The sequence below is a fragment of the Streptomyces sp. NPDC127106 genome (assembly GCF_042677605.1).
In the GTDB taxonomy this organism is placed as follows: Bacteria; Actinomycetota; Actinomycetes; order Streptomycetales; family Streptomycetaceae; genus Streptomyces.
This window is the reverse complement of sequence record NZ_JBHXTC010000050.1, coordinates 2,048-26,838: the sequence shown is the minus strand read 5'-3', so window position 1 is coordinate 26,838 and position 24,791 is coordinate 2,048. Positions and strand designations below refer to the sequence as shown.

At 72.8% G+C, this 24,791-nt stretch carries 26 protein-coding genes; 12 read left to right on the top strand and 14 right to left on the bottom strand.

Features of this window, described 5'->3' with window-relative positions; translation table 11 throughout:
* Nucleotides 1–35: 35 nt before the first annotated feature.
* On the bottom strand, nt 36–1,403 hold the full coding sequence (locus ACFVGY_RS29865) for a PH domain-containing protein (protein WP_385682988.1): 1,368 nt from the start codon (nt 1,401–1,403) through the stop codon (nt 36–38).
* On the bottom strand, nt 1,400–1,891 hold the full coding sequence (locus tag ACFVGY_RS29860) for a PH domain-containing protein (protein WP_385682985.1): 492 nt from the start codon (nt 1,889–1,891) through the stop codon (nt 1,400–1,402). The genes ACFVGY_RS29865 and ACFVGY_RS29860 overlap by 4 nt, the downstream gene beginning before the upstream one ends.
* Nucleotides 1,892–1,972: 81 nt before the next feature.
* Between ACFVGY_RS29860 and ACFVGY_RS29855 the strand changes: the two genes are divergently transcribed.
* From ACFVGY_RS29855 to ACFVGY_RS29840, 4 genes are all read left to right on the top strand, one after another.
* Entirely contained in the window at nt 1,973–3,115 is a 1,143-nt protein-coding gene (locus ACFVGY_RS29855; protein ID WP_385682982.1) for an NADH-quinone oxidoreductase subunit D, read from the top strand.
* Between the two features lie 83 nt (nt 3,116–3,198).
* The gene (locus ACFVGY_RS29850; RefSeq protein ID WP_385682980.1) at nt 3,199–4,119 is read left to right on the top strand and encodes an arylamine N-acetyltransferase; all 921 of its coding nucleotides are present in this window, start codon (nt 3,199–3,201) and stop codon (nt 4,117–4,119) included.
* A gap of 55 nt (nt 4,120–4,174) precedes the next feature.
* Nucleotides 4,175–4,390, top strand: coding sequence for a hypothetical protein (locus ACFVGY_RS29845; protein WP_385682977.1), 216 nt, complete (start codon nt 4,175–4,177; stop codon nt 4,388–4,390).
* A gap of 118 nt (nt 4,391–4,508) precedes the next feature.
* Entirely contained in the window at nt 4,509–4,841 is a 333-nt protein-coding gene (locus ACFVGY_RS29840; protein WP_385682974.1) for a hypothetical protein, read from the top strand.
* Nucleotides 4,842–4,909: 68 nt separating this feature from the next.
* Here ACFVGY_RS29840 and ACFVGY_RS29835 read toward each other — a convergent pair whose 3' ends face one another.
* The 4 genes from ACFVGY_RS29835 to ACFVGY_RS29820 form a co-directional block, all read right to left on the bottom strand.
* The gene (locus tag ACFVGY_RS29835) at nt 4,910–6,052 is read right to left on the bottom strand and encodes a hypothetical protein (protein ID WP_385682971.1); all 1,143 of its coding nucleotides are present in this window, start codon (nt 6,050–6,052) and stop codon (nt 4,910–4,912) included.
* A gap of 96 nt (nt 6,053–6,148) precedes the next feature.
* A complete protein-coding gene (locus ACFVGY_RS29830) occupies nt 6,149–7,135 on the bottom strand; it encodes an ABC transporter substrate-binding protein (RefSeq protein WP_385682968.1) in 987 nt (328 codons plus the stop codon).
* A 61-nt stretch (nt 7,136–7,196) separates the two neighbouring features.
* Nucleotides 7,197–7,862, bottom strand: a complete 666-nt coding sequence (locus ACFVGY_RS29825; RefSeq protein ID WP_385682965.1) for an ABC transporter permease — start codon at nt 7,860–7,862, stop codon at nt 7,197–7,199.
* Between the two features lie 4 nt (nt 7,863–7,866).
* Complete coding sequence (locus tag ACFVGY_RS29820; RefSeq protein WP_385682962.1) at nt 7,867–8,553, bottom strand: ABC transporter permease; 687 nt, start codon at nt 8,551–8,553, stop codon at nt 7,867–7,869.
* 153 nt (nt 8,554–8,706) lie between these two features.
* Between ACFVGY_RS29820 and ACFVGY_RS29815 the strand changes: the two genes are divergently transcribed.
* Complete coding sequence (locus tag ACFVGY_RS29815; protein ID WP_385682959.1) at nt 8,707–9,678, top strand: ABC transporter ATP-binding protein; 972 nt, start codon at nt 8,707–8,709, stop codon at nt 9,676–9,678.
* Between the two features lie 110 nt (nt 9,679–9,788).
* Here the strand turns inward: ACFVGY_RS29815 and ACFVGY_RS29810 are convergent, their stop codons facing one another.
* On the bottom strand, nt 9,789–10,898 hold the full coding sequence (locus ACFVGY_RS29810) for an alpha/beta hydrolase-fold protein (protein WP_385682957.1): 1,110 nt from the start codon (nt 10,896–10,898) through the stop codon (nt 9,789–9,791).
* Nucleotides 10,899–11,051: 153 nt separating this feature from the next.
* Here ACFVGY_RS29810 and ACFVGY_RS29805 point away from each other — a divergent pair, with 153 nt between their 5' ends.
* From ACFVGY_RS29805 to ACFVGY_RS29780, 6 genes are all read left to right on the top strand, one after another.
* The gene (locus ACFVGY_RS29805; protein WP_385682955.1) at nt 11,052–12,902 is read left to right on the top strand and encodes a transglutaminaseTgpA domain-containing protein; all 1,851 of its coding nucleotides are present in this window, start codon (nt 11,052–11,054) and stop codon (nt 12,900–12,902) included.
* 236 nt (nt 12,903–13,138) lie between these two features.
* Nucleotides 13,139–13,936, top strand: coding sequence for a dihydropteroate synthase (gene folP, locus ACFVGY_RS29800; RefSeq protein ID WP_385683063.1), 798 nt, complete (start codon nt 13,139–13,141; stop codon nt 13,934–13,936).
* 43 nt (nt 13,937–13,979) lie between these two features.
* Entirely contained in the window at nt 13,980–14,423 is a 444-nt protein-coding gene (locus tag ACFVGY_RS29795; RefSeq protein ID WP_385682952.1) for a nuclear transport factor 2 family protein, read from the top strand.
* A gap of 131 nt (nt 14,424–14,554) precedes the next feature.
* Nucleotides 14,555–14,914 (top strand): dihydroneopterin aldolase, encoded by a 360-nt coding sequence (gene folB, locus ACFVGY_RS29790; RefSeq protein WP_030158540.1) that lies wholly within the window; start codon nt 14,555–14,557, stop codon nt 14,912–14,914.
* On the top strand, nt 14,911–15,519 hold the full coding sequence (folK, locus tag ACFVGY_RS29785; RefSeq protein WP_385682949.1) for a 2-amino-4-hydroxy-6-hydroxymethyldihydropteridine diphosphokinase: 609 nt from the start codon (nt 14,911–14,913) through the stop codon (nt 15,517–15,519). The genes folB and folK overlap by 4 nt, the downstream gene beginning before the upstream one ends.
* 65 nt (nt 15,520–15,584) lie before the next feature.
* On the top strand, nt 15,585–16,073 hold the full coding sequence (locus ACFVGY_RS29780; protein WP_385682946.1) for a DUF3180 domain-containing protein: 489 nt from the start codon (nt 15,585–15,587) through the stop codon (nt 16,071–16,073).
* 53 nt (nt 16,074–16,126) lie between these two features.
* On the opposite strand, the gene ACFVGY_RS29775 is transcribed toward ACFVGY_RS29780, so the two are convergent.
* From ACFVGY_RS29775 to dacB, 7 genes are all read right to left on the bottom strand, one after another.
* Nucleotides 16,127–16,510 carry a hypothetical protein gene (locus ACFVGY_RS29775; protein WP_385682943.1) on the bottom strand — a complete coding sequence of 128 codons (384 nt, stop codon included), beginning with the start codon at nt 16,508–16,510 and terminating at the stop codon, nt 16,127–16,129.
* Between the two features lies 1 nt (nt 16,511).
* On the bottom strand, nt 16,512–17,117 hold the full coding sequence (gene folE / locus ACFVGY_RS29770; protein WP_385682940.1) for a GTP cyclohydrolase I FolE: 606 nt from the start codon (nt 17,115–17,117) through the stop codon (nt 16,512–16,514).
* Nucleotides 17,118–17,226: 109 nt separating this feature from the next.
* Complete coding sequence (gene ftsH / locus ACFVGY_RS29765; protein WP_385682937.1) at nt 17,227–19,248, bottom strand: ATP-dependent zinc metalloprotease FtsH; 2,022 nt, start codon at nt 19,246–19,248, stop codon at nt 17,227–17,229.
* A 210-nt stretch (nt 19,249–19,458) separates the two neighbouring features.
* Nucleotides 19,459–20,019, bottom strand: a complete 561-nt coding sequence (gene hpt / locus ACFVGY_RS29760) for a hypoxanthine phosphoribosyltransferase (RefSeq protein WP_114053543.1) — start codon at nt 20,017–20,019, stop codon at nt 19,459–19,461.
* A gap of 63 nt (nt 20,020–20,082) precedes the next feature.
* Nucleotides 20,083–21,129: a tRNA lysidine(34) synthetase TilS gene (gene tilS, locus ACFVGY_RS29755; RefSeq protein ID WP_385682934.1), complete on the bottom strand. Its 1,047-nt coding sequence runs from the start codon at nt 21,127–21,129 to the stop codon at nt 20,083–20,085.
* A 198-nt stretch (nt 21,130–21,327) separates the two neighbouring features.
* Nucleotides 21,328–22,473 carry a zinc-dependent metalloprotease gene (locus ACFVGY_RS29750; protein WP_385682931.1) on the bottom strand — a complete coding sequence of 382 codons (1,146 nt, stop codon included), beginning with the start codon at nt 22,471–22,473 and terminating at the stop codon, nt 21,328–21,330.
* A gap of 74 nt (nt 22,474–22,547) precedes the next feature.
* A complete protein-coding gene (dacB, locus tag ACFVGY_RS29745) occupies nt 22,548–23,993 on the bottom strand; it encodes a D-alanyl-D-alanine carboxypeptidase/D-alanyl-D-alanine-endopeptidase (protein ID WP_385682928.1) in 1,446 nt (481 codons plus the stop codon).
* A gap of 174 nt (nt 23,994–24,167) precedes the next feature.
* On the opposite strand from dacB, the gene ACFVGY_RS29740 reads away from it, so the two are divergent.
* Nucleotides 24,168–24,659, top strand: coding sequence for an inorganic diphosphatase (locus tag ACFVGY_RS29740; protein WP_114058390.1), 492 nt, complete (start codon nt 24,168–24,170; stop codon nt 24,657–24,659).
* Nucleotides 24,660–24,791: the final 132 nt, after the last annotated feature.

Here is a 24,791-nt window from a genome sequence, read left to right as displayed (position 1 = left end):
GGCCGGCTCCTCCCGCCCGTCCCGGGCCGGGCGGCTCAGGTCATCCAGCGGTCCGGGCGGGCGTCCGCGCGGGAGGTGCGCGAGCGGTCCGCCTGCGCACCCAGCAGGGCCGCGGCCTCGTCCGCGGCCCGCAGGCGGGCCGTGACCGTGGTGTTCGCACCGGTGTCCACGCAGACGTCGGCGAGGCCGCGGACCCGCTCCCACGGGCCCTGGGTGAGCCGGACGCTCTGCACCTTCGCGTGCGGGACCAGCTCCGTACGGCGGCACAGCCGCCCGCGCCGGGCCGCGAACACCTCCTCGGAGACGGCCAGCGCGTACCCCTTCCACCACACCGGGACCACCCAGCGCGCCCGGCCACCCGGGGACGGGCGGAAGTCCAGGGCGTCCGGGTCCACACCCGGCAGCACCCGCGCGATCACGGCCCCGGCGGCGGCCCGGGAGGCCACCGGGATGAGGACCCCGTTCTTCGAGCCGGCCACGGACAGCTCCACCCGGACCCAGCCCCGCCGCCGCCACAGCAGCGGCTCGACGATCCGCAGGGCCTGCACCCGCCCGGGCGGCACGGTCTCGTGGGCCCGGTCCAGCAGCCCGTGGTCGATGCGCAGCCCGTCCGGGGACTCCGCGACCCGCCAGTCGTACTCCTCCAGGAAGCGGCCGGCCGTGCCCGCCCAGATACCGCCGAGGATCGGCACCAGCGTGCCGAGGGTCGCCCAGACGCTCTCGCTGAACCACCACACGGCCAGCGGCGCGACCACCGCCGCGGGTATCGCCGCCCAGGTGCCCAGGGTGAGGGCGAGCGACACCGCGAGGTCGCGGGGCTGCACCCGCAGCAGCTCCTGCTGCGGGGCCTCGCCCACCGCAGCCGCCTCCTCGCGGGCGAAGCCGGCCGCCAGCGCGAGCAGCTCGGCGCGCAGCGCCACGGCCTCGCGCTCGTCGAGGAAGGCCAGCTCGTCCTTGGCCTCGGTGCCGATGACGTCGAGCCGGAGCTTGGCGACGCCCGCGATCCGGGCCAGCACCGGGCGGGTGACGTCCACGGCCTGGATCCGGTCCAGCCGGATGTGCGCGGTGCGCCGGAAGACCAGGCCGCTGCGGATGCGCAGCTCGGTGTCGGTGACCGAGTAGTGGGTGAACCACCAGCTCAGGAAGCCGTACACGGCGAAGACGACGACGAGGCCGGCCACCATCACGGCCCGCACGCCGGGGGTGAGGTCCTCGATCCACTCGCCCAGCCGCTCGCCCTGCTGGACCAGCACGCCGGCGGTGCCGGCGATCGGCACCCAGGCGCGGCGCAGCGGGGTGAGCACGTGCAGCCGCCGTTCTGCGGCCGGTGCGGGCGCCGCGAGCGGGGCGGCGGGGGCGGGGGCGGACCCGACGGGTCCGGTCTCCGCGGACTCGGTGGTCACAGGCCCGCCGACCTCGCCTCGCCCAGCGCGGTGAGCCGGTCCCGCAACCGCTCGGCCTCCGCCGGCAGCAGACCGGGGATCTTCGCGTCGGTCGCCGCGGCCGCCGTGTGCAGCTGGACGGAGGCCAACCCGAAGCGGCGTTCCAGCGGCCCCGAGGTCACCTCGACCAGCTGCATCCGCCCGTACGGGACGACGGTCTGCCCCTGCCAGAGCACGCCCCGGCTGATCAGCAGGTCGTCGGCGCGCTCGGCATAGCGCCAGGACCGCCAGTTGCGTTCGAGCAGCCCCCACCCCCAGGCCAGGACCGCGAGCCAGAACGCCCCGGCCGCCGCCCAGGCCGGGCCGGCCAGCAGCCAGAGCGCCAGGGCGGTGGCGCCCGCGAGGGCCAGCGTCCACCCCGCCAGCAGCAGTCTTCGCACCGTGAGCAGCCCGCCCTGAAGGCCCACCCAGTCGGGTTCAGACCCGTCCGTCCCCGTCCCCATGTCCATGGGCCCAACCCTAGGGCGCTGCGGAGCCCGCCCGGTGGGACCAGAGGAGGAGATCCGGCGCCGGGCTGAGAGAATGCGGCCATGACGGAGACCACGGTCGGCATCGGCGGAGCGGCGGAGAGCACCGACATGGTGCTCAACATCGGACCGCAGCACCCTTCCACGCACGGCGTGCTGCGCCTGCGCCTCGTCCTGGACGGCGAGCGCATCGCGAGCGCGGATCCGGTGGTCGGCTACATGCACCGCGGCGCCGAGAAGCTCTTCGAGGCCCGGGACTACCGGCAGATCGTCATGCTCGCCAACCGCCACGACTGGCTGTCGGCGTTCTCCAACGAGCTCGGCGTGGTCATGGCGGTCGAGCGGATGCTCGGCATGGAGGTCCCCGAGCGGGCCGTGTGGATGCGGACCCTGCTCGCCGAGCTGAACCGGGTGCTGAACCACCTGATGTTCCTCGGGTCGTACCCCCTCGAACTGGGTGGAATCACTCCGATCTTCCACGCGTTCCGCGAGCGCGAGGAGCTCCAGGCCGTCATGGAGGAGATCTCCGGCGGCCGCATGCACTACATGTTCAACCGCGTCGGCGGCCTCAAGGAGGACCTGCCGGCGGGCTGGCTCGGCCGGGCCCGGGCCGCCATCGCCGACGTCCGCAGCCGGATGGACGTGTACGACAAGCTGGTCCACGGCAACGAGATCTTCCGCGGCCGCACGCGCGGCGTCGGCGTCCTGTCCGCCGAAGCGGTGCACGCGTACGGGGTCTCCGGCCCGATCGCCCGCGCCTCCGGCGTCGACTTCGACCTGCGCCGCGACGAGCCGTACCTGGCCTACGGCGAGCTGCAGGACGTCCTGGAGGTGGTCACCCGGGCCGAGGGCGACTGCCTGGCCCGCTTCGAGTGCCTGCTGGACCAGACGCACAACTCCCTCGACCTGGCCGACGCCTGCCTCGACCGGATGGCCGAGCTGCCGCCCGGCCCGATCAACCAGCGCCTGCCGAAGGTCCTGAAGGCGCCCGAGGGGGCGACGTACGCCTGGACCGAGAACCCCCTCGGCATCAACGGCTACTACCTGGTCTCCAAGGGCGAGAAGACCCCGTACCGGCTGAAGCTGCGCTCGGCCTCCTACAACAACATCCAGGCGCTGTCGGTGCTGCTGCCGGGCACGCTCGTCGCGGACATGGTGGCGATCCTGGGCTCGCTCTTCTTCGTCGTCGGCGACATCGACAAGTAGGCGTCGACAAGTAGGCGTCGACAAGTGGTCGCGGACGGACAAGTCGCGGGAAAACAGGGGCCGTCAGCGCCTAAGGTGCGGGAATGACCACCCTTGGCATATGCGACGGTTACGACGGATACCTGCGCCGGCTCGGCTTCACGGAGCCGCCCCGGCCCACCGCCGGGGCGCTCTTCGCGCTCCAGCGCGCCCACCTGGAGCGCATCCCGTACGAGAACGTCGACATCCAACTCGGCCGGCCGCCCGGCATCGATCCCGCGCTGTCGGTGCGCCGCTTCGCCGACGGCCGCGGCGGGTACTGCTTCCACCTCAACGGCGCCTTCGCCCTGCTCCTGGAGTCCCTCGGGTACGACGTGACCCGGCACCGGGCCGGCGTCCTCGGCCCGGCGGACCGTGACCGGCACGACGTCAGCGGGGACCACCTGGCGCTGACCGTGCGGGTGGACGGCGAGGAGTACTTCGTCGACGCCGGGCTGGGCGACGGGCCGTACGAGCCGCTGCCGCTGCGGGCCGGGACGTACCGGCAGGGGGCGTTCACGTACGGGCTGGCCCCGCTGGAGGGGGACGAGCCCGGCTGGCGGTACCTCAACGACGCGGGACCGTGCCCGGTGGTCAACTTCCTCGCGGCGCCCGCCCTGATGGCGGACTTCGAGGCCGAGCACGAGCGGCTGTCCACCTCCGAGGACTCCGGCTTCGTACGGACCCTCGCGCTGCTGCGGCGCGATGCGCACGGCATCGACACGCTGCGGGGGCGGGTGCTCAGCCGGATCGACCCGGGGAAGGGGACCAGCGAACGGATCCTGGACACGCCCGGGGAGTTCTGGTCGGTGGTGGGCGGGCTGTTCGAGCGGGCGCTCGACGATCTGACGCCGGCGGACCGGGACGCCCTGTGGGACCGGGTGGGCCTGGCGCACGCGGCCTGGCTGGCCTCCCGCGCGGACCGGAGCGCGGGCGGGGGCGGGGGCGGGGCGGGCGCGGAGACCGGCGCCCAGGCCGGGGCCTAGTCAAGCGGTGTCCCCGGCGGGGCCGTTGTCGGTGGGGGAGGGCACACTGGGGGGCATGGCGCATTCCCCCCGACGAGCCTGTCCCGCATGCGGGCGCGACTGCGCCGTGACGGCCGGCCGGATCGCCCGGCACGACCCGCCTGCCGGGCGGGACCGCGGCGGCATGGTGTCCTGCCCCGGATCCCGGGCCCGGGTGGTGCTCGGCGCGGCCGCGCCGACGCTGGACGGCTTCGTCCTGGCGGACCTGCCGGGCCAGCTCCCGCTGTTCTGAGGGCCGGGGGCCCCGGTCCGGCCGGCCCGGGGCTCCGGCCGGGTGTTGAGTACGCGGGGCCGCGGGGCTGAGTAGCCGTACGGATCCCCGTGCCGGACGGCCCGGACAGGATGGCGGCATGACCTGGTACCGGCAGTCCGCCCCCGCCACGCCGCAGGAGGCCGCCTCGAAGCGGGCCCTGCGCGGCGCCGTGATCGCCCTCACGCTGTTCCTGCCCGTCCTCCTCCTGGCGAAGTTGGCGGTGCTGAGCACGGAGCGGGGCGGCCACTGCCTGATGCGGGGCGGCTGCGACCCCTTCCCCGACGTGCTCTTCCTGTCGCTGGCCGGCGGCGCGGTGGCCGCCTTCGTGGTGGCGACGGCCACCCGGCGGCTGACGCTGCGGCGGGTTGCGCTGGGCGTGCAGCTGCTGCTCGAAACCGTGTCCGTGTTCGTGGTGCTCGCCCATCCCTGAGCGCGGCACGGCGGCCCGCGTCAGACCGAGGTCGGGCGCAGCAGGAGCGCGCCGCCGGGGGCCGGCGCTCAGGAGATCGCGCTGCGCAGCCCGCCCACGTTGATCGGCTCGGTCTCGTCGTGCTCCGTCAGGTCGATGACCTGGCTCGCCCCGCCCGGCCCGGCAGCGGCCGCACCGGTCGCCGGCCTCGCCTCCGGCTCGGCGGCGGCCCGGTCCGACTCCGCCTTGTGGACGGCCAGGGCCTCCTCCCCGACCACATCGGCCAGGTCCTCGTTCTGGACCGACTCGATGGCCGCGCGCGCCCGGTCGGCGCCCTTCGCGCCGAAGAAGTCGAAGCCGCCGACCGCGCGGGAGGCCGGGCGGCGTGCGGCCTGGTACGGGGCCACCGGCCCCGCGGGACGGCGCGCCGGGAGGGCGGAACCGGCGGCCTGCGTGCCCGCGTCGCCGCCCGGTCGCAGCCCGGCGCCGGGCTGCGGCCCGCCGGGCTGCGGCCCGCCGGCCGGTGCCGGCTGCTGCTTCCCGGACCCGGGCTGCCCGGACGGGAGCTGGGCGCGCCGTGCCGGTGCGGGCAGCGGAGCCCGGCTGCCCGGTCCTCCGGGGCCGCCCGGCCCCTCCGGACCGACCTCGGCCTTGCGGACCAGGGCGCTCAGGGCCGCGTGGGCCCGGGCGTAGCCGACCGTGGTGGGCGCGCCGCTGGACGTGCGCTCCTCGGTGACCGGCGGGAGTTCCTTCGCCGGACCGGCCGCCGGGGCCGCGGAGGCTTCGATGGCCAGCAGCCGGCGTCCCTCCAGGGCGCTGGCCCGTTCCGTCTCGGCGGTGGCGTACCGGCGCAGCAGCGCCGCGTGCTCACCGCGCAGCCCGGCGAGTTCGACCCGCTTGGCCCGCAGCTTGGCGTCGAGCTTGGCCCGCAGCACCCGCGCCTCTTCGAGGTCGGACTCCAGCTCGGCTATGCGCTCGTCGGTCTTCCACTCGTCCTTGACCCGCTCGCGCGCCAGCTCCGCGACACGCCGCCCGGCCGTGCGGTCCCAGGTGCGCATGGCGACGGCGCCCGCGATGCCGGCGGCCGCGGCCAGCGCCACGAGCAGCCGCAGCGCCACGGGATCCGCGAGCAGCCAGGCCACGGTCGCGCTGGTGAGGGAAACACCGGCCACGGCCGCGGGAGTGAGCAGCCGGTGCAGGGGTTCGGGATTGCGGTGGCGTCCTCGGGGCATGGCCAGAAATTTACAGGGCGTGGGGGTCGCTTGGGATGGCCGGCCGCCAATCTGTTCCCGGGCAGTTACCCGCGATGTCCCCCGCCCCGGCGGCCGCTACCCGCCGATCAGCCCCTTGGCCTTCAGGTAGGCCTTCGCGACGTCCGCCGGCTTCTCGCGCCGGGCGTCGACCCGGCCGTTCAGTTCGACGAGGTCGGCGGTGGTCAGGGCCTTGGTCACCTTGTCCAGCGCGGCCGCGATCTCCGGGGCGCCCGCGTCCTTGGCGTTGACCACCGGCAGGACGTTGTCGGCGTTCTGGAGCTTCTTGTCGTCCTCCAGCAGGACCAGGCCGAAGCTGTCCAGCGTGGCGTCCGTGGTCGTGGTGAGCACCAGCTGGGCAGCGCCGTCCTTGACGGCCTGCTTGGCCTGCGGGGTGCCGACCCCCTTGGGGTCGATACCAGACACGTCGATGCCGTACGTGGCCTTCAGGCCCGGCGCGCAGAAGGGACGTACGGCGCATTCGTCGCCGGCCGCGACCTTCACCTTCAGCCCGGACCTGCCGAGATCGGACAGCGTCCGCAGGTTGTTCTTCTGGGCGAATTCCTTCGTCACCGCGAAGGCGTTCTGGTCGACCGCCGTGCCCGCCGGCAGGGCCTTCAGGCCCAGCGGCCCCGCCAGCTTCTCCAGCCCGGCCACCGTGGCGGCCGCGTCGCTGGACGCGACCGGCTTCTCCTGGGGTGCCTTCGGACCGTTGACCTTGGCGTTCAGGAACTCGGCGAGCGTGGCCGCGTACTCCGGGACGACGTCGATCTCACCCTTCTCCAGGGAGGGTTCGTACAGCTCGCGGTTGTTGACCGTGGTGATCGAGGTGCTGTAGCCGGCGTCCCGGAGCACCTGCGCGTACAGCTCCGCCAGGACGTTGGACTCGGTGAACCCGGCCGCGCCGATCACCAGCTTCTCCTTGCCGGAGCCGCCGCCGGACGCCGACGCGGCCCCGCCGGCCTCCTTGCTCTGCTCCAGGCTCGCGCCGCCGCAGGCGGTGAGGGAGGCGGCGAGGGCCGCCGCCGCGAGGGTCGCGGCCAGGGCCCGGGTGGACTTGCTCATGACGTGCTCCTCCGGAAGGTGGATGCGAACGGGAACGGGCGGGCCGGGCGGCCGGCCGTGGTCAGCGCGCCGCCGGTCGGGCCAGCAGCCGCTCCGCCGCCACGAGGACCCCCTCGACCAGCAGGGCCAGCGCCGCCACGAGCAGGGCGCCCGCGACGACCTGCGGCGTGTTGTACGTGTTGAAGCCTGCGGTGATGATCCGGCCGAGCCCGCCCTGGCCGACCATCGCCGCGATCGTGGCCGTGGCGACGACCTGGACGGCGGCCGAGCGCAACCCCGTCATCAGCAGCGGTCGTGCGAGCGGCAGCTCGACCCGCAGGAACAGCTGGCCGCCGGACATGCCCATGCCCCGGGCCGCCTCCACCACGGACCGGTCCACCTCGCGCATGCCGACGTACGCGTTGGTCAGCAGGGGCGGCACGGCGAACAGCACGAGCGCGACCACCGTGGGCAGGTAGCCCGCGCTGCGCAGCGGCGAGACCATGAACAGGGCGAGCACGGCGAACACGGGGACGGCCCGCCCGGCATTGGAGACGTTGACCGCGAGCGCCCCGCCCCGGCCGATGTGGCCGAGCCACAGCCCGACGGGCAGGGCGACCGCGCAGGCGACGGCGAGCGCGATGCCGCTGACGCAGGCGTGTTCGGCGAGCCGGTGCCACACCCCGTTCTCCCCCGACCAGTTGGCGCCGTCCGCCAGCCAGTCCCAGGCTCCTCCCATGACGCCCACGGCCTCAGGCCCCCCTGTCCGTCGCCGCGGCGCGCGTCCACGGCGTGAGCAGCCGCTGCAGCCCGAGCAGCAGCAGGTCCGCCACGAGGGCGAGCAGCACGCACAGCACGGAGGCGGTGAGCACCTGGGCCTTGAAGGAGCTGTTCACGGCCGGGGCGATGAGGTTGCCGAGGCCGCCCTTGCCGACGATCGAGCCGACGGTGGTCAGCGCCACGGTCGAGACGGTGGCGATCCGCACCCCGGCGAGCAGCGCCGGCAGCGCCAGCGGCAGTTCGACCTGCCACAGCAGCCGCCCGGGCCCGTACCCCATGCCGCGCGCCGCCTCCCGCACCTCTTCGGGTACGGCCTCCAGCCCGGCGAGCGCGTTGCGGACGAGGATGGTCAGCGAGTACAGCACCAGGCCGGTCACGACCAGCGTCGCCGACAGCCCGAACAGCGGCAGCAGCAGGGAGAACATGGCGAGGGAAGGGATGGTGTAGAGCAGCGTCGTCACGCCCAGCACGGGTGCGGCCCAGCGCGGGCCGCGGCGGGCCAGCAGGGCCAGGGGGACGGACACGACCAGGCCGATGAGGACCGACGCGCCGGTGATCCAGACGTGTTCGAGGGTCGCGGCGGTCAGCTCCTCGGAGCGGGAGGTGACGTACTCCCAGCAGATCCACTCGTTCGCCACCAGGCAGCTCTGCCCGGCCATGCCGTCCCCCCTCCTGCCGTCGTACGCACATCCGTCCGAAAACCTGAAGCCAGGAGCGACCATAACCCCCCGCGGCCCGACGGCCGGAATCATTCGCACCGGGGTAATGCTCCCGTCACACATCCGGGGCCCCGGGTAGGGAAGGATGGCGGTGTGATCCGATTCGAGCACGTGACCAAGCGCTACCCCGACGGGACGACAGCCGTCGAGGACCTGTCCTTCGAGGTGGCGGAGGGCGAACTGGTCACACTGGTGGGCCCGTCCGGCTGCGGCAAGACCACCACCATGAAGATGGTCAACCGGCTGATCGAGCCCACCTCCGGCCGGATCCTGCTCGGCGGCGAGGACATCGCGGCCGCCGATCCGGTCGAGCTGCGCCGCCGCATCGGGTACGTCATCCAGCAGGTGGGGCTGTTCCCGCACAAGACGGTGCTGGAGAACACCGCGACCGTGCCACAGCTCATCGGCACCCCCCGGGCGAAGGCCCGCGCCCGGGCGGCCGAGCTCCTCGAACTGGTCGGCCTGGACCCTGCCGTGTACGGCGGCCGCTACCCGCACCAGCTGTCCGGCGGACAGCGCCAACGCGTCGGCGTGGCCCGGGCGCTCGCCGCCGACCCGCCGGTGCTGCTGATGGACGAGCCGTTCGGTGCCGTGGACCCGGTGGTGCGCGAACGGCTGCAGAACGAGTTCCTGACGCTGCAGAAGACGGTGCGCAAGACGATCCTGCTGGTCACGCACGACCTGGACGAGGCCGTCCGGCTCGGTGACCGCATCGCCGTCTACGGGTCGGGCACCATCGAGCAGTTCGACCGCCCCGCCGCCGTGCTCGGCGCCCCCGCCACCGCGTACGTCGCCTCCTTCGTCGGCGCGGACCGCGGGCTCAAGCGACTCGCCGTCACCCCGGTCGGGGCCGCCGACCTCGCGCCGGCCGACGGAACGGAACCGGAGGTCTCGGTGCCGCTCGGGGCCAGTCTGCGCGAGGCCCTGGCCGCGCTGCTCCAGGAGGACTCGGGGCGGATCGGCGTCACGGATCCGGAATCCGGCGCGCTGGTCGGCGTGCTGACCCCGCAGGGGGTGCACCGGGCACTGCTCCGGGCCCGTATGCGGGACGCCGACGCGGCCTGAGCCGCACCGGACCGGACCGGCCGGCCCGACCGGACCGGCCGGAAAACGCCGTATGGCCGGCCCTTCCGGGCCGGCCACACGGTCGTCACTGGTCGTTCGGCACCAGGCCGTCAGGCCTGGATGCGGTTGCTCATCCACGTCAGCATCGGCGGGATCTCGCGGCGCCAGGTGTTGAAGTTGTGACCACCGCTGTCGAGGATGATCGACGAGACCCGGTCCGGTCCCTTGACCAGCTTGACGAACTTGCGGGTGTCCGCGATGTTCGGCTCGCCCGTCTCGCTGCTGGTCACCAGGAACGAGGTGCCCGTCGGCTTCTTGCGCTCGATGCTGTACAGGACGTCGGCGCGCTTCTTCAGGTTCTCGTCGCCCATGAACAGGTTGCCGGTCGTGGCGTCGTTCGGGGCCTCGTAGTACGCGGACAGGCCGGCCGCGGCACCGAAGGTCTGCGGGTAGTGCGCGGCGATCTTCAGGGCGCAGTAGCCGCCGGTGGAGTTGCCGATGAAGCCCATGTTCTCGGGCTTCTTGCCGACCCGGAAGGTGCTCTGGATGGCCCGGGGCAGGTCCTGCGCGAAGAAGGTCTCGGTCTGCGGACCGCCGGGGATGTCCACGCACTCGGTGTCACGCGGCGGCGCCACGGTCGGACGCAGCATGACCAGGATCATCGGCTTCATCTTGCCCGCCTTGGCCTGCTTGAAGGCCGTCATCGGGTAGTTCAGCCCTTTGATCAGGTTCTCCGCGGTGCCCGGGTAGCCGGTCAGCACGATCGAGGCGGGGAAGTTCTTGTCCTTGTGCTGCGGCTGGAAGTACTCCGGCGGCAGCCACACGTACCCCGGGCTCGTTATCTTCGACTTCTCGCCGGATATCGACACCTTCAGGATCTGGCCGCCGACCTGCGGCTGGGCCCCGCCGGGGACCTCCAGCTTCTGCTTGTCGATGACCTTGATGTCCTTGCTGCTCATCGAGTGGTCGACGACCTTGCCGACCGAGGTCTCCTTGCCGAACAGGTCCGCCCACGAACCGTAGAAGGAGAACGACTGGTTCGCCGCCAGGCCGACCGCCGAGAACACCGCCAGCTGCGTCGCGAAGAGGAGGCCGATCCGGCCCAGCACCGCACGCCAGGTGCGGCCCGAGAGCCGAGGCCAGAACCACACCGTGGCTGCGAAGAGCAGCACACCGGCGGCGACGGCGAGCGCCAGAACCGTATTACTGGTGAGACCCATGAGCTGTCAGTCGACTTTCTGGTGGCAGGACTAGATTTTCTCGGCGAAAGAGTGAACCCGCTCGCGCTCGATGTCGTCCTAGTGGACGCACCACACTCCGGAGGCTGTCGCGGCCTTCGGCCACTTGAATCTCTCGCGGAGCAACGGGAAGCGATGTCTAGCAGGATAGATGGCGATAAGTCGGGACAGGTTCCGAGCGGGGTACGCCGAATCTTCCGCGGACCACGACCGGAGTCCGTGCCCGGACTGGTGGGAACGGCCGTCGCGATCGTCGGCCTCCTCGACGTTGCCGCGGGCGTGTTCCCGCGGTTCCAGCACAGCCGACTCCGCGCCGTCGCGGAGGTGATCCCCGGCTCGACCCGGCCCATGGCGGCGGCCGTCACCATCTGCGCCGGCATCCTGCTCCTCCTGCTCGCCCACGCACTCAAGCGCCGCAAGCGCCGCGCCTGGCGGGCGGCGGTCTTCCTGCTGCCGGTCGGGGCCGCCGCCCAGTTCGTGTACCGCCACTCCTACATCGGCGTGGTGATCGCTGTCGCCCTGCTCGCCCTGCTGCTGCGCCATCAGGGTGAATTCAAGGCGCTGCCCGACCCGCGCAGCCGCTGGAAGGCGCTGGCCAACGTCATCCTGATGAGTGCCGGTTCGATCGGCCTCGGCCTGGTCATCGTCAACGCCCACCCGAGCAAGGTCGTGGGGCGCCCCGGCCTCTACGAGCAGATCGCGCACGTCCTGTACGGGCTCGTCGGCATCGAGGGCCCGATCGCCTACTCCGACGGCCGGGACTGGATCGTCGGCTACTCCCTCGGCGCACTGGGCATGTTGACCGCACTGACCACCATCTACCTCGCCTTCCGCCCCGAGCACCCGGCCGCCCGGCTCACCACCGACGACGAGACCAAGCTGCGCGAGCTGCTCGCCAAGCACGGCGCCCGCGACTCCCTCGGCCACTTCGCGCTGCGCCGCGACAAGGCCGTCGTCTTCTCCCCCAGCGGCAAGGCCGCCGTCACCTACCGCGTCGTCTCCGGCGTGATGCTCGCCTCCGGCGACCCCATCGGCGACGTCGAGGCCTGGCCCGGCGCCATCGAGCGGTTCATGGCGGAGGCCAAGGCCCACTCCTGGACCCCGGCTGTCATGGGCTGCAGCGAGACCGGCGGCGAGGTCTGGACCCGCGAGACCGGCCTGGACGCCCTGGAGCTCGGGGACGAGGCGATCGTCGACGTCAAAGACTTCTCCCTGACCGGCCGCGCGATGCGCAACGTCCGACAGATGGTCAAGCGCATCGAGCGCAACGGCTACACCACCAAGGTCCGCCGGGTCAGCGAGCTGACCGAGGAGGAGCTGGAGCAGGTCCGCGGCGCCGCCGAGGCCTGGCGCGGCACCGACACCGAGCGCGGGTTCTCCATGGCGCTCGGCCGCGTCGGCGACCCGGACGACGGCGACTGCATCATCGCCACCGCCCACCGCGTCGAGGAGGGCGACACCAGCCCGTTCGGCGACCTCAAGGCCATCCAGCACTTCGTGCCGTGGGGCAAGGACGGCATGTCGCTGGAGCTGATGCGCCGTGACCGCGGCGCCGACCCCGGCATGAACGAGCTGCTGATCGTCGCCTCCCTGGAGGCCGCCCCGGCCCTGGGCATCGAGAAGGTCTCGCTCAACTTCGCGATGTTCCGCTCCGCCCTCGCCCGCGGCGAGAAGATCGGCGCCGGCCCGGTCCTGCGCCTGTGGCGCAACCTGCTGGTCTTCCTGTCCCGCTGGTTCCAGATCGAGTCGCTGTACAAGTTCAACGCGAAGTTCCGCCCCCGCTGGGAGCCCCGCTTCGTCGTCTTCCGCACCACCCGCGACCTGCCCCGCATCGGCTTCGCCGCCATGCAGGCCGAGGGCTTCGTCACCCTGGCCCTGCCCCGCCTGTTCGCCGCCCGCCGCCGCCCCAAGCCGGTCCGCACCTGCGCCCACACCCACCTGAGCGCCGTGCCCGCCCAGGCGGAGCGCGAGGTCCAGGCGGCCTGAGCCCCGAGGCCCGGCCGCCCGCGGCCGCGCCGCCCCGCACGTGAAGCCCGGCCCCCGGTCACCCCGGGGCGCCGGGCTTCGTGCTTCCCGCGCCCGGGCAGCGGACCGCGGAACCGCCGGGTGCCCGGGCCGTGCCCGATCGGGGGCGGCAATACCCTGGGACCATGAACATCAAGCACGGAGCCGCCGGCCGGGGCCGGGTCACGGGCCTGCCGGACTGGGACCGCTGCGCGGTCATGGGCGTCGTGAACGTCACCCCCGACTCCTTCTCCGACGGGGGCCGCTGGTTCGACACCACCGCGGCCGTCAAGCGCGGCCTCGACCTCGTGGCCCAGGGCGCGGACCTCGTCGACGTCGGCGGGGAGTCCACCCGGCCCGGCGCCACCCGCGTCGACGAGGAGGAGGAGCTGCGCCGCGTCGTCCCCGTGGTCCGCGGCCTGGCCTCCGAAGGGGTCACCGTCTCCGTCGACACCATGCGCGCCTCGGTCGCCGCCCGGGCCGTCGAAGCCGGCGCGACGCTGGTCAACGACGTCAGCGGCGGGCTCGCCGACCCCGACATGATCCCCGCCGTGGCCGCCGCGGAGGTGCCCTTCGTGGTGATGCACTGGCGCGGCTTCAGCGCCGACATGAACCGTCTCGCCGTCTACGACGACGTCCTCGCCGAGGTCACCGCCGAGCTCCGGACCCGCATCGACGCCGTCGTCGCCGGCGGCATCGCCCCCGAGCGGCTCGTCGTCGACCCCGGCCTCGGCTTCGCGAAGATGGCCGAGCACGACCTGGCCCTGGTCGCCCACCTGCCCGAGCTGCGGGCCCTCGGCTTCCCGCTGCTCGTCGCCGCCTCGCGCAAGCGGTTCCTCGGCCGGGTCCTGGCCGGCGCCGACGCCACCCCGCCGCCGGCCCGCGAGCGCGACGCCGCCACCGCCGCCGTGTCGGCCATCGCCGCCCACCAGGGTGCCTGGGCCGTCCGGGTCCACGAGGTACGCGCCACGGCCGACGCGGTTCGGGTGGCCCGCGCGGTGGAAGGGGCTTGGTGACCCGGCCCGCACCTGGGGCCCGTACTGCCAGGAGAGGGGCACGGTGAGCCGTACCGACATCGAAGCCGTCGATCAGGTCAACACGGCCTTCTACGAGGCCATGGAGCGGGGCGACTTCGACGCCATGTCGGCGCTCTGGCTGGAGGACGAGGTGTCCTGCGTCCACCCGGGCTGGCCGGTGCTCACCGGCCGCGGCGAGGTCCTCCGCTCGTACGCGCTGATCATGTCGCACACCGAGTACATCCAGTTCTTCCTGACCGACACCAAGGTCGCCGTCATCGGCGACACGGCCCTGGTCACCTGCACCGAGAACATCCTCAGCGGAGGGCCCTCCGGGGACGGCGGTGAGCTCGGCCCGCTCGTCGGCCAGCTGGTCGTCGCCACAAATGTGTTCCGACGCACATCCGAGGGCTGGCGCCTGTGGTCCCACCACGGTTCTCCGGTCCTGACGGAGTCCGACGAGGACGAGGAAGAGGCCCCCGGCTGACCCCTCCGGCGGGGATCGGCGTCTTTCGCAGGTAGATTCGAAGACGGACGACGCCGACCGCACTCGGCGCAGGCCCATGGATCCGGGGAGTCCCCGGACCGCATGCACCTACGAAAGCAGGAGTGATTCGCGTGGATCGTGTCGCGCTGCGCGGCCTCAAGGCTCGCGGGCACCACGGCGTCTTCCCCCGGGAACGCGAGGAAGGCCAGACCTTCATCGTCGACCTGGTGCTGCACATCGACACGCGCCCGGCGGCGGCGGACGACGACCTGGCGAAGACCGTCCACTACGGCGTGGTCGCCGAGGAGGTCGTCGACGTGGTCCAGGGCGAGCCCGTCGACCTGATCGAGACCCTCGCCGAGCGGATCGCCCAGCAGTGCCTCAAGCACGAAGCGGTCGCCCAGGTGGAGGTCGTCGTCCACAAGCCGGACGCGCCCATCACCGTCCCCTTCGACGACGTGACCATCACGATCACCCGGAGCCGCGTGTGAACAACGGACTGAACGCCCAGAGCGACCCCACCGTCCAGCCGGTGCCCGCGTCCGTCGTCGAGGCCGTCGACGCGGCCGACGTCACCCTGTCGAACCCCAAATGGGCCGTGATCGCCCTCGGCGGCAACCTCGGCAACCGGATGGAGACCCTGCAGGGCGCGATCGACGCCCTCGGCGACACCCCGGGCGTCCGGGTCAAGGCCGTCTCCCCCGTCTACGAGACCGAGCCGTGGGGCGTCGAGCCCGGCTCCCAGCCCTCGTACCTGAACGCGGTGGCCCTCGTGCGGACCACCCTGCCCCCGTCCAGCCTGCTGGAGCGCGGCCACGCCATCGAAGAGGCCTTCGACCGCGTCCGCGAGGAGCGGTGGGGCCCCCGCACCATCGACGTGGACATCATCGCGTACGCCGACGTGGTCTCCGACGACCCCGTCCTCACCCTCCCGCACCCCCGGGCCCACCAGCGCGCCTTCGTCCTCGCCCCCTGGCACGACGTCGACCCCGAGGCGCGGATCCCCGGCCGCGGCCCCGTCGCCGACCTGCTCGCCGGGATGGGCCTGGCCGGCGTCACCCGGCGCCCCGACCTGGAACTACGCCTGCCCGAATAGCAAGTGAGTAGCCTGTGCACTGCCGACGGACGGCTGAGGCAGAGGCGAGAGCGGGGAACGGGCACGTGAAGCAACTGAGGCCGGCGGTCCTGGCGGGCATCTTCGTGGTGGCCGGGGTGCTGTCCTGGGCGGGTGCCCGCCTGTGGAACGCGTACGGGACCCTGCCGGGCGTCCCGCTGGCCGCACCCATCGTGCTCGGCGCCATCGCGGTCGTCCTGCTGGCGACGGCCCTGTCGCTGCGCTCCCGCCTCAAGGCCCAGCGCGAGCGGCAGCCCGACGCGAAGGGCGTGGAGCCGCTGATGGCGGCCCGGGCCCTGGTCTTCGGCCAGGCCAGCGCCCTCGTCGCGGCCCTCGTCGCGGGCATGTACGGCGGCGTGGGCGTCTTCCTCCTGGCCGACGGCCTGGAGGTGCCGGCCCGCCGTGATCAAGCCTGGTACGCGGCCTTCTCGGTGCTGGCGGGTGCTGCGGTCATCGCCGCGGCCCTCTTCCTGGAGCGCGTCCTCAAGCTCCCCGAGGACGACGACACGCCCCCTCAGGCCTCCTCCCGCGCCTGAGCCGCCCGGGGCCGAGCCCCGGTCGGCCGGGCCGGCCGGGCCGGGAGGCCGTCTCAGTCGTGGCGGGGGCCCAGCCACTCCCAGAGCCGGCGGGGTCCGGGCCCCTGGTCCTCCCAGTCGCAGAACTGCAGGTCCACGAGGAAACCGTCCAAGGCGAAGAGCGTCGCCTCGCCGTCGTAACCGCCCCCGGCGTCGAACAGGGACGCGCCCGACACCGCAGCCATCCTCTTGTCCATGGGCACGGCGGCCACGGCGTCCGGGTCCACCCGCAGGTACACGCACGGGCACGGGCACCCGCCCGTGTGCATCTGCGCGTGCGGGACCTGCGCCCGCAGACCGCGGTGGACGTCCGAGTCACCGTCGAGCAGCAGCTCCAGGGTGCGCCGGACGTCCTCGCTCAGCGGCTCCCAGCCGTCGGAGGGGGGCCCGTCGGCCACGTCAGCGGGCCATTATCAGGCTCATCGCCTCGTTGCGCGTGGCGATGTCGCGGAGCTGGCCCCGGACCGCCGAGGTGGTCGTCTTCGCTCCCGGCTTGCGGATGCCGCGGACCGACATGCACATGTGCTCGGCCTCGATGACGACGATCGCGCCGCGGGCCTCCAGGATGTCCATCAGGGAGTCCGCGATCTGCGTGGTGAGCCGCTCCTGGACCTGCGGACGGCGGGCGTAGACCTCGACGAGGCGCGCCAGCTTGGACAGCCCGGTGATCTTCCCGCTCTCGGCGGGGATGTACCCGACGTGGGCGACGCCGTGGAACGGGAGCAAGTGGTGTTCACAGAGGGAAACGATCTCGATGTCCTTCACGAGCACCATCTCGTCGTGCCCGAGGTCGAACGTCGTCGTCAGGACGTCCTCGGGCTTCTGCCACAGGCCCGCCAGGATCTCCTTGTACGCCCGGGCGACACGTGCCGGCGTCTCCAGGAGCCCCTCGCGGTCCGGGTCCTCGCCGACCGCAATGAGGAGCTCTCGGACGGCGGCCTCGGCCCGCTTCTCGTCGAACACGCCGATCGCGCCTTCGCCGGCCAGGGTCACTGGGTCGGTCATCTGTGCCTCGTTCCTGTCTTCGATCACACGGGCATACGAAAATGCCGCGTCCCCCAGGCTAGAACCTGGGGGACGCGGCATCCATTCCGGGCCGGGCTGCGGCCTGTCGTTACTCGGTGCGGTCCTCCTGGACCGGGTCCTTCTCCACCGACACGACCGGGGTGACGGCCGCGGCGCCGTTCGCCGCGTTCGTCAGCTGGAGCTCCTTGGGCGAGAGCACCGGCGGGCGGGTCGACGGGGTGCGGTGGGCCGAGCCGGTCCACGCCGGGCGGGCCGGGCGCTTGACGACCGTCGAGAAGATCTCGGCGATCTCCTCCTTGCCCAGGGTCTCCTTCTCCAGGAGGGCCAGGACCAGGTTGTCGAGGACGTCGCGGTTCTCGACCAGGATCTCCCAGGCCTCGTTGTGCGCGGTCTCGATGAGCTTCTTGACCTCTTCGTCGACCAGCGCCGCGACCTCTTCCGAGTAGTCGCGCTGGTGCGCCATCTCACGGCCCAGGAACGGCTCGGTGTTGTCGCCGCCGAACTTGATCGCGCCGAGGCGCTCGGTCATGCCGTACTGGGTGACCATCGCGCGGGCCGTGGCGGTGGCCTTCTCGATGTCGTTCGCGGCGCCGGTGGTCGGGTCGTGGAAGACCAGCTCCTCGGCCGCGCGGCCGCCCAGCATGTAGGCCAGCTGGTCGAGCATCTCGTTGCGCGTGGTCGAGTACTTGTCCTCGTCCGGCAGGACCATCGTGTAGCCCAGGGCGCGGCCGCGGGACAGGATCGTGATCTTGTGGACCGGGTCGGAGTTCGGGGAGGCCGCCGCGACCAGGGCGTGTCCGCCCTCGTGGTACGCGGTGATCTTCTTCTCCTTGTCCGACATGATCCGGGTCCGCTTCTGCGGGCCCGCCACGACGCGGTCGATCGCCTCGTCCAGCATGTGGTTGTCGATCAGCTTCTTGTCCGAGCGGGCCGTGAGCAGCGCGGCCTCGTTCAGCACGTTGGACAGGTCGGCGCCGGTGAAGCCGGGGGTGCGGCGGGCGACGGCCGCCAGGTCGACGTCCGGGGCGACCGGCTTGCCCTTCTGGTGGACCTTGAGGATCTCCAGACGGCCCTGCATGTCCGGGCGGTCGACAGCGATCTGCCGGTCGAAGCGGCCCGGGCGCAGCAGCGCCGGGTCGAGGATGTCGGGCCGGTTGGTGGCGGCGATCAGGATGACGCCGCCCTTGACGTCGAAGCCGTCCATCTCGACGAGCAGCTGGTTGAGGGTCTGCTCGCGCTCGTCGTGGCCGCCGCCGAGGCCGGCGCCGCGGTGCCGGCCGACGGCGTCGATCTCGTCGACGAAGACGATCGCCGGGGCGTTGGCCTTGGCCTGCTCGAACAGGTCGCGGACGCGGGAGGCGCCGACGCCGACGAACATCTCGACGAAGTCGGAGCCGGAGATCGAGTAGAACGGCACGCCGGCCTCGCCGGCGACGGCGCGCGCCAGCAGGGTCTTGCCGGTGCCGGGCGGACCGTAGAGCAGGACGCCCTTGGGGATCTTCGCTCCGACGGCCTGGAACTTCGCCGGCTCCTGGAGGAACTCCTTGATCTCGTGGAGCTCCTCGACGGCCTCGTCCGAGCCGGCGACGTCGGCGAACGTCGTCTTCGGGGTGTCCTTGGTGATGAGCTTGGCCTTGGACTTCCCGAAGTTCATCACCCGGGAGCCGCCGCCCTGCATCTGGTTCATCAGGAACAGGAAGACGACGACGATCAGGACGAAGGGCAGCAGGGAGAGCAGCACGCTGAGGAACGGGCTGGTCTTGTCCGGGGTGACGGAGTAGCCGTCGGGGATCTGGCCGGCCTCGTACTTGGTCTGGAGGCTCTGGGCGAGCTGCACGCCCTGGTCTCCGATGTAGTTGGCCTGGAACTTGCTGCCGGAGCTGCCCTCGAGCTTCTCGCCCTTCTTCAGGTCGATTTTGATCATCTGGCTGTCGCCGGTGGTCAGGCGCGCCTGCTCCACCTGGCCACTGTTGATCGCCTTGATGACCTCGCTGGTGTCCACCGACTTGTAGCCGCCGCCGGAGCTGACGACATTCATCAACACGACCACGGCGAGGACGGCCAGCACGATCCACATCACTGGCCCACGGAAGTATCGCTTCACGTCCATCCATACGGGGCGCCAGGCGCCCCGTCCCTCCTGCCCGTAGGTAAATGCTGCTGTGAATAAAGACTGTTCTTCGGAATGTACCCCTGAATTGTCACCCGCGGCCCCGTGGGACGGCTGACAGTCCTGCCTTCCCCTGCTCCAACGCAGGGGATCGTTCCGGGGTTCCCCTGCGGGGACCCCGTCCGGGGCCCCCGCGGGACGGGGTGTGCGTCAGCCGCCGTAGACGTGCGGGGCGAGGGTGCCGACGAACGGCAGGTTGCGGTACTTCTCCGCGTAGTCGAGGCCGTAGCCCACGACGAACTCGTTCGGGATGTCGAAGCCGACCCACTTCACGTCGATGGCGACCTTGGCGGCGTCGGGCTTGCGCAGCAGCGTGACGACCTCCAGGGAGGCCGGCTGGCGGGAGCCCAGGTTCGACAGCAGCCAGGACAGCGTCAGGCCCGAGTCGATGATGTCCTCGACGATCAGGACGTGCTTGTCCTTGATGTCGGTGTCCAGGTCCTTCAGGATCCGCACCACGCCCGAGGACTGGGTCCCGGCGCCGTAGGACGACACCGCCATCCAGTCCATGGTGAGCGGGGTGGACAAGGCGCGCGCCAGGTCCGCCATCACCATCACGGCGCCCTTGAGGACGCCGACGATGAGCAGGTCCTTGCCCGCGTACTCCGCGTCGATCTTCGCGGCCAGCTCGGCCAGCTTCGCGTCGATCTCTTCCTTGGTGATGAGCACCGACGCCAGGTCGCTGCCCATGTCCTTCTCGTCCACCCGCATCACTTTCGTTGTCGGCCGGGACTCCGGGAGGGCCCGGAGGACTCAGCCGTGTTTCGGCACCAATCAGCCCTGCCGGATGACAAGTCTGCCACCCTGCCGCTGGGCCTCCACCCGACCGGGCAGGTTGATGGCGCCCTGGCCCCGCCATCCGGTGATGAGCCGGTCGACTTCCTCGATGTGGCGGGCGAAGAGGGAGCCTGCGGGCGATCCGGCGGCGACCACGGCCCTGCGCAGCACGCGGCGGCGGACGGCCGGGGGCAGGGCGTACAGCTTGGCGCACTCCAGGCGGCCGTCCGCGTCGCGTACGCGGGCCTCGGCCTCGACGGCCCAGGCGTCCAGGGCGTCCGCGTCGTCGCGGGACAGCTGGGCGGTCCTGGCCAGGGCTTCGACGACGCCCTTGCCCAGCGCCTTCTCGAGGGCGGGCAGTCCCTCGTGGCGGAGCCGGGAGCGGGTGTACGCGGGGTCGATGTTGTGCGGGTCGTCCCAGACGGCGAGCGACTGGACCATGCAGGCCTTGCGGGCGGTCTGGCGGTCCACCTGGAGGAAGGGGCGGCGGTAGCGGTGGGTGCGGCCGGCGCCGCCGGGGCCACCCGAGACCTCGGGCATCCCGGACAGGGAGCGGATGCCGGAGCCGCGGGCGAGGCCGAGCAGGACGGTTTCGGCTTGATCGTCCCGGGTGTGGCCGAGCAGCACGGCCACGGCGCCGAGCCGGTCGGCGACCTCGTCCAGGGCGGCGTAGCGGGCGTCGCGGGCGGCGGCCTCGGGGCCGCCCTCGCGGCCGACGCGCACGGCGACGGACTCGACCGGGTCGAGGCGCAGCGCGGTCATGCGGGCGACGACCTCGGCGGCGCGCAGGTCGGAGCCCGGCTGGAGGCCGTGGTCGACGGTGACCCCGCCGGCCCGGATCCCCAGCTTGGGCGCCTCGAAGGCGAGCGCGGAGGCGAGCGCCATGGAGTCGGCGCCGCCGGAACAGGCGACGAGGACGAGCGGCGCGCCGTCCGCCGCTTCGGCGCGGGCGGCGGTGGGACGTTCGGTGAGGTCGGTCAGGACATCGTGGAGCACGCGGCGGACCGCCAGGCGTATCGCCGCGACCGCAGGATGGGGACCCATGTCCGGTTCCCTTCGGGAGGAGTTCGGATGCCTCGGGGGCCGGCTGCCGGCCCCCGCGAGATGGCGGTTGTCACTCAGAGTGCGTCGATGGTGACAGAGCCGAGCCGTTCCCTGAGCATCGCACGCCCTTCCACGCCCCACGGTCCCTCGGACGGGTGACGCTGCTTCCCCCAGTGAGACATGTTTACGCCCCTCCCGTCACTCTCCTTCGCTCGGTTCGCTCCCCTTGCGGTGCACGCGCGCCACCCAGTCCGCGGGCCGGGCGATCTCGGCCTTCGTCGGCAGGGTGTTCGGGGAGGTCCAGACCCGGTTGAAGCCGTCCATGCCGACCTGCTCGACGACAGCGCGCACGAACCGCTCGCCGTCGCGGTACTGGCGCAGCTTGGCGTCGAGGCCGAGCAGCTTGCGCAGGGCCGCGTCGAGGCGTCCCGCACCGCTGGCGCGGCGCTGCTGGAACTTCTCCCGGATCTCGGCGACCGAGGGCACCACCTCGGGGCCGACGCCGTCCATGACGAAGTCGGCATGGCCTTCGAGCAGGGACATGACGGCGGTGAGCCGGCCGAGCACCTCGCGCTGCTCGGGGGTCTGGACGAGCTCGACGAGGGAGCGGCCCTCGTCGCCCCGCTCGGCCTCGGGGCGGGCCCCGGCGAGCGACTGGGCGGCCTCGCGCAGGCGTTCCAGGATGGCCGCCGGCTCCATCTCGGTGGCGCCGAGGAAGGTCTGGATCTCGCCCTCCAGGTGGTCGCGGAGCCACGGGACGGCGGTGAACTGCGTACGGTGCGTCTCCTCGTGGAGGCAGACCCACAGCCGGAAGTCGTGCGGGTGCACGTCCAGCTCGCGCTCGACGTGGACGATGTTGGGGGCGACGAGCAGCAGCCGGCCGCCGCCCGCGCGGGCGCCCGGCAGGTCCCGGCCGACGGGCGCGAAGGTCTCGTACTGGCCGAGCACGCGGGAGGCCAGGAAGCTCAGCAGCATGCCCAGCTCGACGCCGGTGACCTTGCCGCCGACCGCGCCGAGGACGGCGCCCCCGGGCGTGCCCGCCCGGCGGTCCTGCATCTTGCCGAGCAGGGGGCCGAGGAGCTCGCGGAACCCGGCCACGTTGGCCCGGACCCAGCCGGCCCGGTCGACGACGAGGACGGGGGTGTCGGGGACGTGGGCACCGTCGGGGATCATCCGGGTGAACGTGCGGACGTGGCGCTCGGAGGTCCTGGCGTGCCTGCGCAGTTCCGCCACCACGGCCCGGGCCTCGTCGCGGCTGACCTCCGGACCCGGCCGGACCAGCCGGACCGCGGTCGCGACCGCCAGGTTCCAGTCGACCATCTCGGCACCACCGATGCTCGTCATGCGTCAACGGTACGTGGACCGGCCCCGTTGCGGATCCCCTGCGGATCCACCGGGTGGACCCGGTACGGCCCCGGCTACCGCTGCGCGGCGCCGGCCACGGTGGCGGCGAGCTTGTCCAGGCCCTTCTCCGCGGCCGGGCCGTCGGGGGCCTCCGAGGTCAGGAAGGCGAAGGCGAGCAGCCGCCCGGAGCCGTCGACGACGGTGCCGGACAGGGAGTTCACCTTGGTGAGGGTGCCCGTCTTGGCCCGTACGAGGCCTGCGGCCGGGGACGTGCCGGCGTTGCGGGCGCGCAGGGTCCCGGTGAATCCGGCGACGGGGAGCCCGGTGAGCACCGGCCGCAGCTCCGGGTGCTGCGGGTCGGCGGCGCGGACCAGGAGCCCGGTGAGCAGGCCGCTGCTGACCTTGTCGGCGCGGTTGAGGCCGCTGCCGTCGGCGAAGCGGGAGCCGGCCACGTCGAGGCCGAGGGAGGCGAGGCGGGCGGCGACGGCCTTCTCGGCGCCCTCGAAGCTGGCGGGCTGCCCGGAGGCGAGGGCGGTCTGCCGGGCGAGGGCCTCGGCGATGTCGTTGTCGCTGTGGGTCAGCATCCGCTCGACGAGGCCGGCGACTGGGGTGGACAGGGTGGTGGCGAGCGGCTGCGCGCCGGGGGCGGCCTGGGCCTTCGCGGGCTCGCCGGTGACGGTGATGCCGCGTTCCTTGAGCAGCGCGGCGAAGGAGCGGGCGGCCTCCCGGGCGGGGTCCTCGACCCGGTCGACGGGCCCGGAGACGGACTCGTCGGGGCGGCCCTCGTCGGCGGCCAGGGGGGTCACCAGGGCGATGTTGGGGTTGACGCCGATCGGGTGGCGGGCGGGGCCGGTGTAGAGGGTGTCGTCGTAGCCGAGCGCCACCGCGTCGGTGCCGGCGGCCTTGAGGGCCTGGGCGGTGTCGGCGGCGAGCGCGACGAGGCTCCCGCCGGATCCGGCGGGGCTCTTCTTCCGGGCGGTGAGCGAGGGGTCGCCGCCGCCGACCAGCACGATCTGCCCGGGTCCGGCGCCGGGGGCGACGGTGGTGCGGATGCGGTGCTCGGGGCCGAGGGCGGCCAGCGCCGCCGCCGCGGTGGCGATCTTGACGGTGGAGGCCGGGGTCATCGGCTCCCGCGCCCCGGACTCGAAGAGGACCCGGCCGGTGCCGACGTCGACGACCGAGGCGGTGCGGAGGCTGCCGAGCACCGGGTCGGCGAGGAGCGGCCGCAGCGCGTCGGCGAGGCCGGCGTCGCCGGTGGCGGCGGTGGCGGCGCCGTTCCCGGCCCGCGGGGCACCGCCGGGGCCGATGCCCGCGAGTACGCCGGGGGCGCTGGGCGCGGCCGGCGCCGGGGGTGCGGCGTGATCTGCGCCACCCAGCAGGCTCCAGGAGGCGGCCCTGTCCCGCTCGGCCTTACGCTGGCCGGAGTCCCAAGGACCGGCAGCGGCCACCGCTGCCACCGACAGGGCCAGACCGGCGACGGTCGACCCCGCGATGAGCTGCCACGTCTTGACCAAGGGCACCTCGGACCAGCCCCTTTCGCGATCACGGATATGCGTGAGGGACACTTAACCACTGCGTCTTGCCGCGAGCATGGCACCCCACCCGGCTGGGGGCCCTCCCCAGCGGTAGCTGGGGGAGGCTGGGCCGGACGCGCTATCACTCGAGCAACGAAGCTGATCATGGAGGAGCAGGACGTGGAGTTCGACGTCACCATCGAGATCCCCAAGGGTTCGCGGAACAAGTACGAGGTGGACCACGAGACCGGCCGGATCCGTCTGGACCGTCGCCTGTTCACTTCCACCAGCTACCCGACGGACTACGGCTTCGTCGAGAACACCCTCGGCGAGGACGGCGACCCGCTGGACGCGCTGGTCATCCTGGACGAGCCGACCTTCCCGGGCTGCCTGATCAAGTGCCGCGCCATCGGCATGTTCCGCATGACGGACGAGGCCGGCGGCGACGACAAGCTGCTGTGCGTGCCGGCGTCCGACCCGCGCGTGGAGCACCTGCGGGACATCCACCACATCTCCGAGTTCGACCGCCTGGAGATCCAGCACTTCTTCGAGGTCTACAAGGACCTGGAGCCGGGCAAGTCGGTCGAGGGCGCCAACTGGGTCGGCCGCGCCGAGGCCGAGGCCGAGATCGAGCGCTCCTTCAAGCGTCTGCAGGAGCAGGGCGGCCACTGAGCCCCTGACGGCAGCCGCCACCGGGTCCCGGTGACGGCTGCCGGGCCCCCTGACGCCGCGGGGGGCGCAACCCGAGGCGGGGGAGCCCCCCGCGTCGGGTGACCCGGCGGCCTGCGCCCCGTTGTGGCGGGT

What these genes read in the sequence shown, in the direction of transcription:
- ACFVGY_RS29840 (WP_385682974.1), top strand. Translation starts at nt 4,509, where the DNA reads ATGACCTGGTACCGGCAGTCCGCCCCCGCCACGCCGCAGGAGGCCGCC.
- tilS (WP_385682934.1), bottom strand. Translation starts at nt 21,129, where the DNA reads ATGGGTCCCCATCCTGCGGTCGCGGCGATACGCCTGGCGGTCCGCCGC.
- ACFVGY_RS29805 (WP_385682955.1), top strand. Translation starts at nt 11,052, where the DNA reads ATGTCTAGCAGGATAGATGGCGATAAGTCGGGACAGGTTCCGAGCGGG.
- ACFVGY_RS29810 (WP_385682957.1), bottom strand. Translation starts at nt 10,898, where the DNA reads ATGGGTCTCACCAGTAATACGGTTCTGGCGCTCGCCGTCGCCGCCGGT.
- ACFVGY_RS29855 (WP_385682982.1), top strand. Translation starts at nt 1,973, where the DNA reads ATGACGGAGACCACGGTCGGCATCGGCGGAGCGGCGGAGAGCACCGAC.
- ACFVGY_RS29835 (WP_385682971.1), bottom strand. Translation starts at nt 6,052, where the DNA reads ATGCCCCGAGGACGCCACCGCAATCCCGAACCCCTGCACCGGCTGCTC.
- ACFVGY_RS29850 (WP_385682980.1), top strand. Translation starts at nt 3,199, where the DNA reads ATGACCACCCTTGGCATATGCGACGGTTACGACGGATACCTGCGCCGG.
- ACFVGY_RS29830 (WP_385682968.1), bottom strand. Translation starts at nt 7,135, where the DNA reads ATGAGCAAGTCCACCCGGGCCCTGGCCGCGACCCTCGCGGCGGCGGCC.
- folE (WP_385682940.1), bottom strand. Translation starts at nt 17,117, where the DNA reads ATGACCGACCCAGTGACCCTGGCCGGCGAAGGCGCGATCGGCGTGTTC.
- ACFVGY_RS29750 (WP_385682931.1), bottom strand. Translation starts at nt 22,473, where the DNA reads ATGACGAGCATCGGTGGTGCCGAGATGGTCGACTGGAACCTGGCGGTC.
- hpt (WP_114053543.1), bottom strand. Translation starts at nt 20,019, where the DNA reads ATGCGGGTGGACGAGAAGGACATGGGCAGCGACCTGGCGTCGGTGCTC.
- folP (WP_385683063.1), top strand. Translation starts at nt 13,139, where the DNA reads ATGGGCGTCGTGAACGTCACCCCCGACTCCTTCTCCGACGGGGGCCGC.
- ACFVGY_RS29860 (WP_385682985.1), bottom strand. Translation starts at nt 1,891, where the DNA reads ATGGACATGGGGACGGGGACGGACGGGTCTGAACCCGACTGGGTGGGC.
- ACFVGY_RS29820 (WP_385682962.1), bottom strand. Translation starts at nt 8,553, where the DNA reads ATGGCCGGGCAGAGCTGCCTGGTGGCGAACGAGTGGATCTGCTGGGAG.
- ACFVGY_RS29845 (WP_385682977.1), top strand. Translation starts at nt 4,175, where the DNA reads ATGGCGCATTCCCCCCGACGAGCCTGTCCCGCATGCGGGCGCGACTGC.
- ftsH (WP_385682937.1), bottom strand. Translation starts at nt 19,248, where the DNA reads ATGGACGTGAAGCGATACTTCCGTGGGCCAGTGATGTGGATCGTGCTG.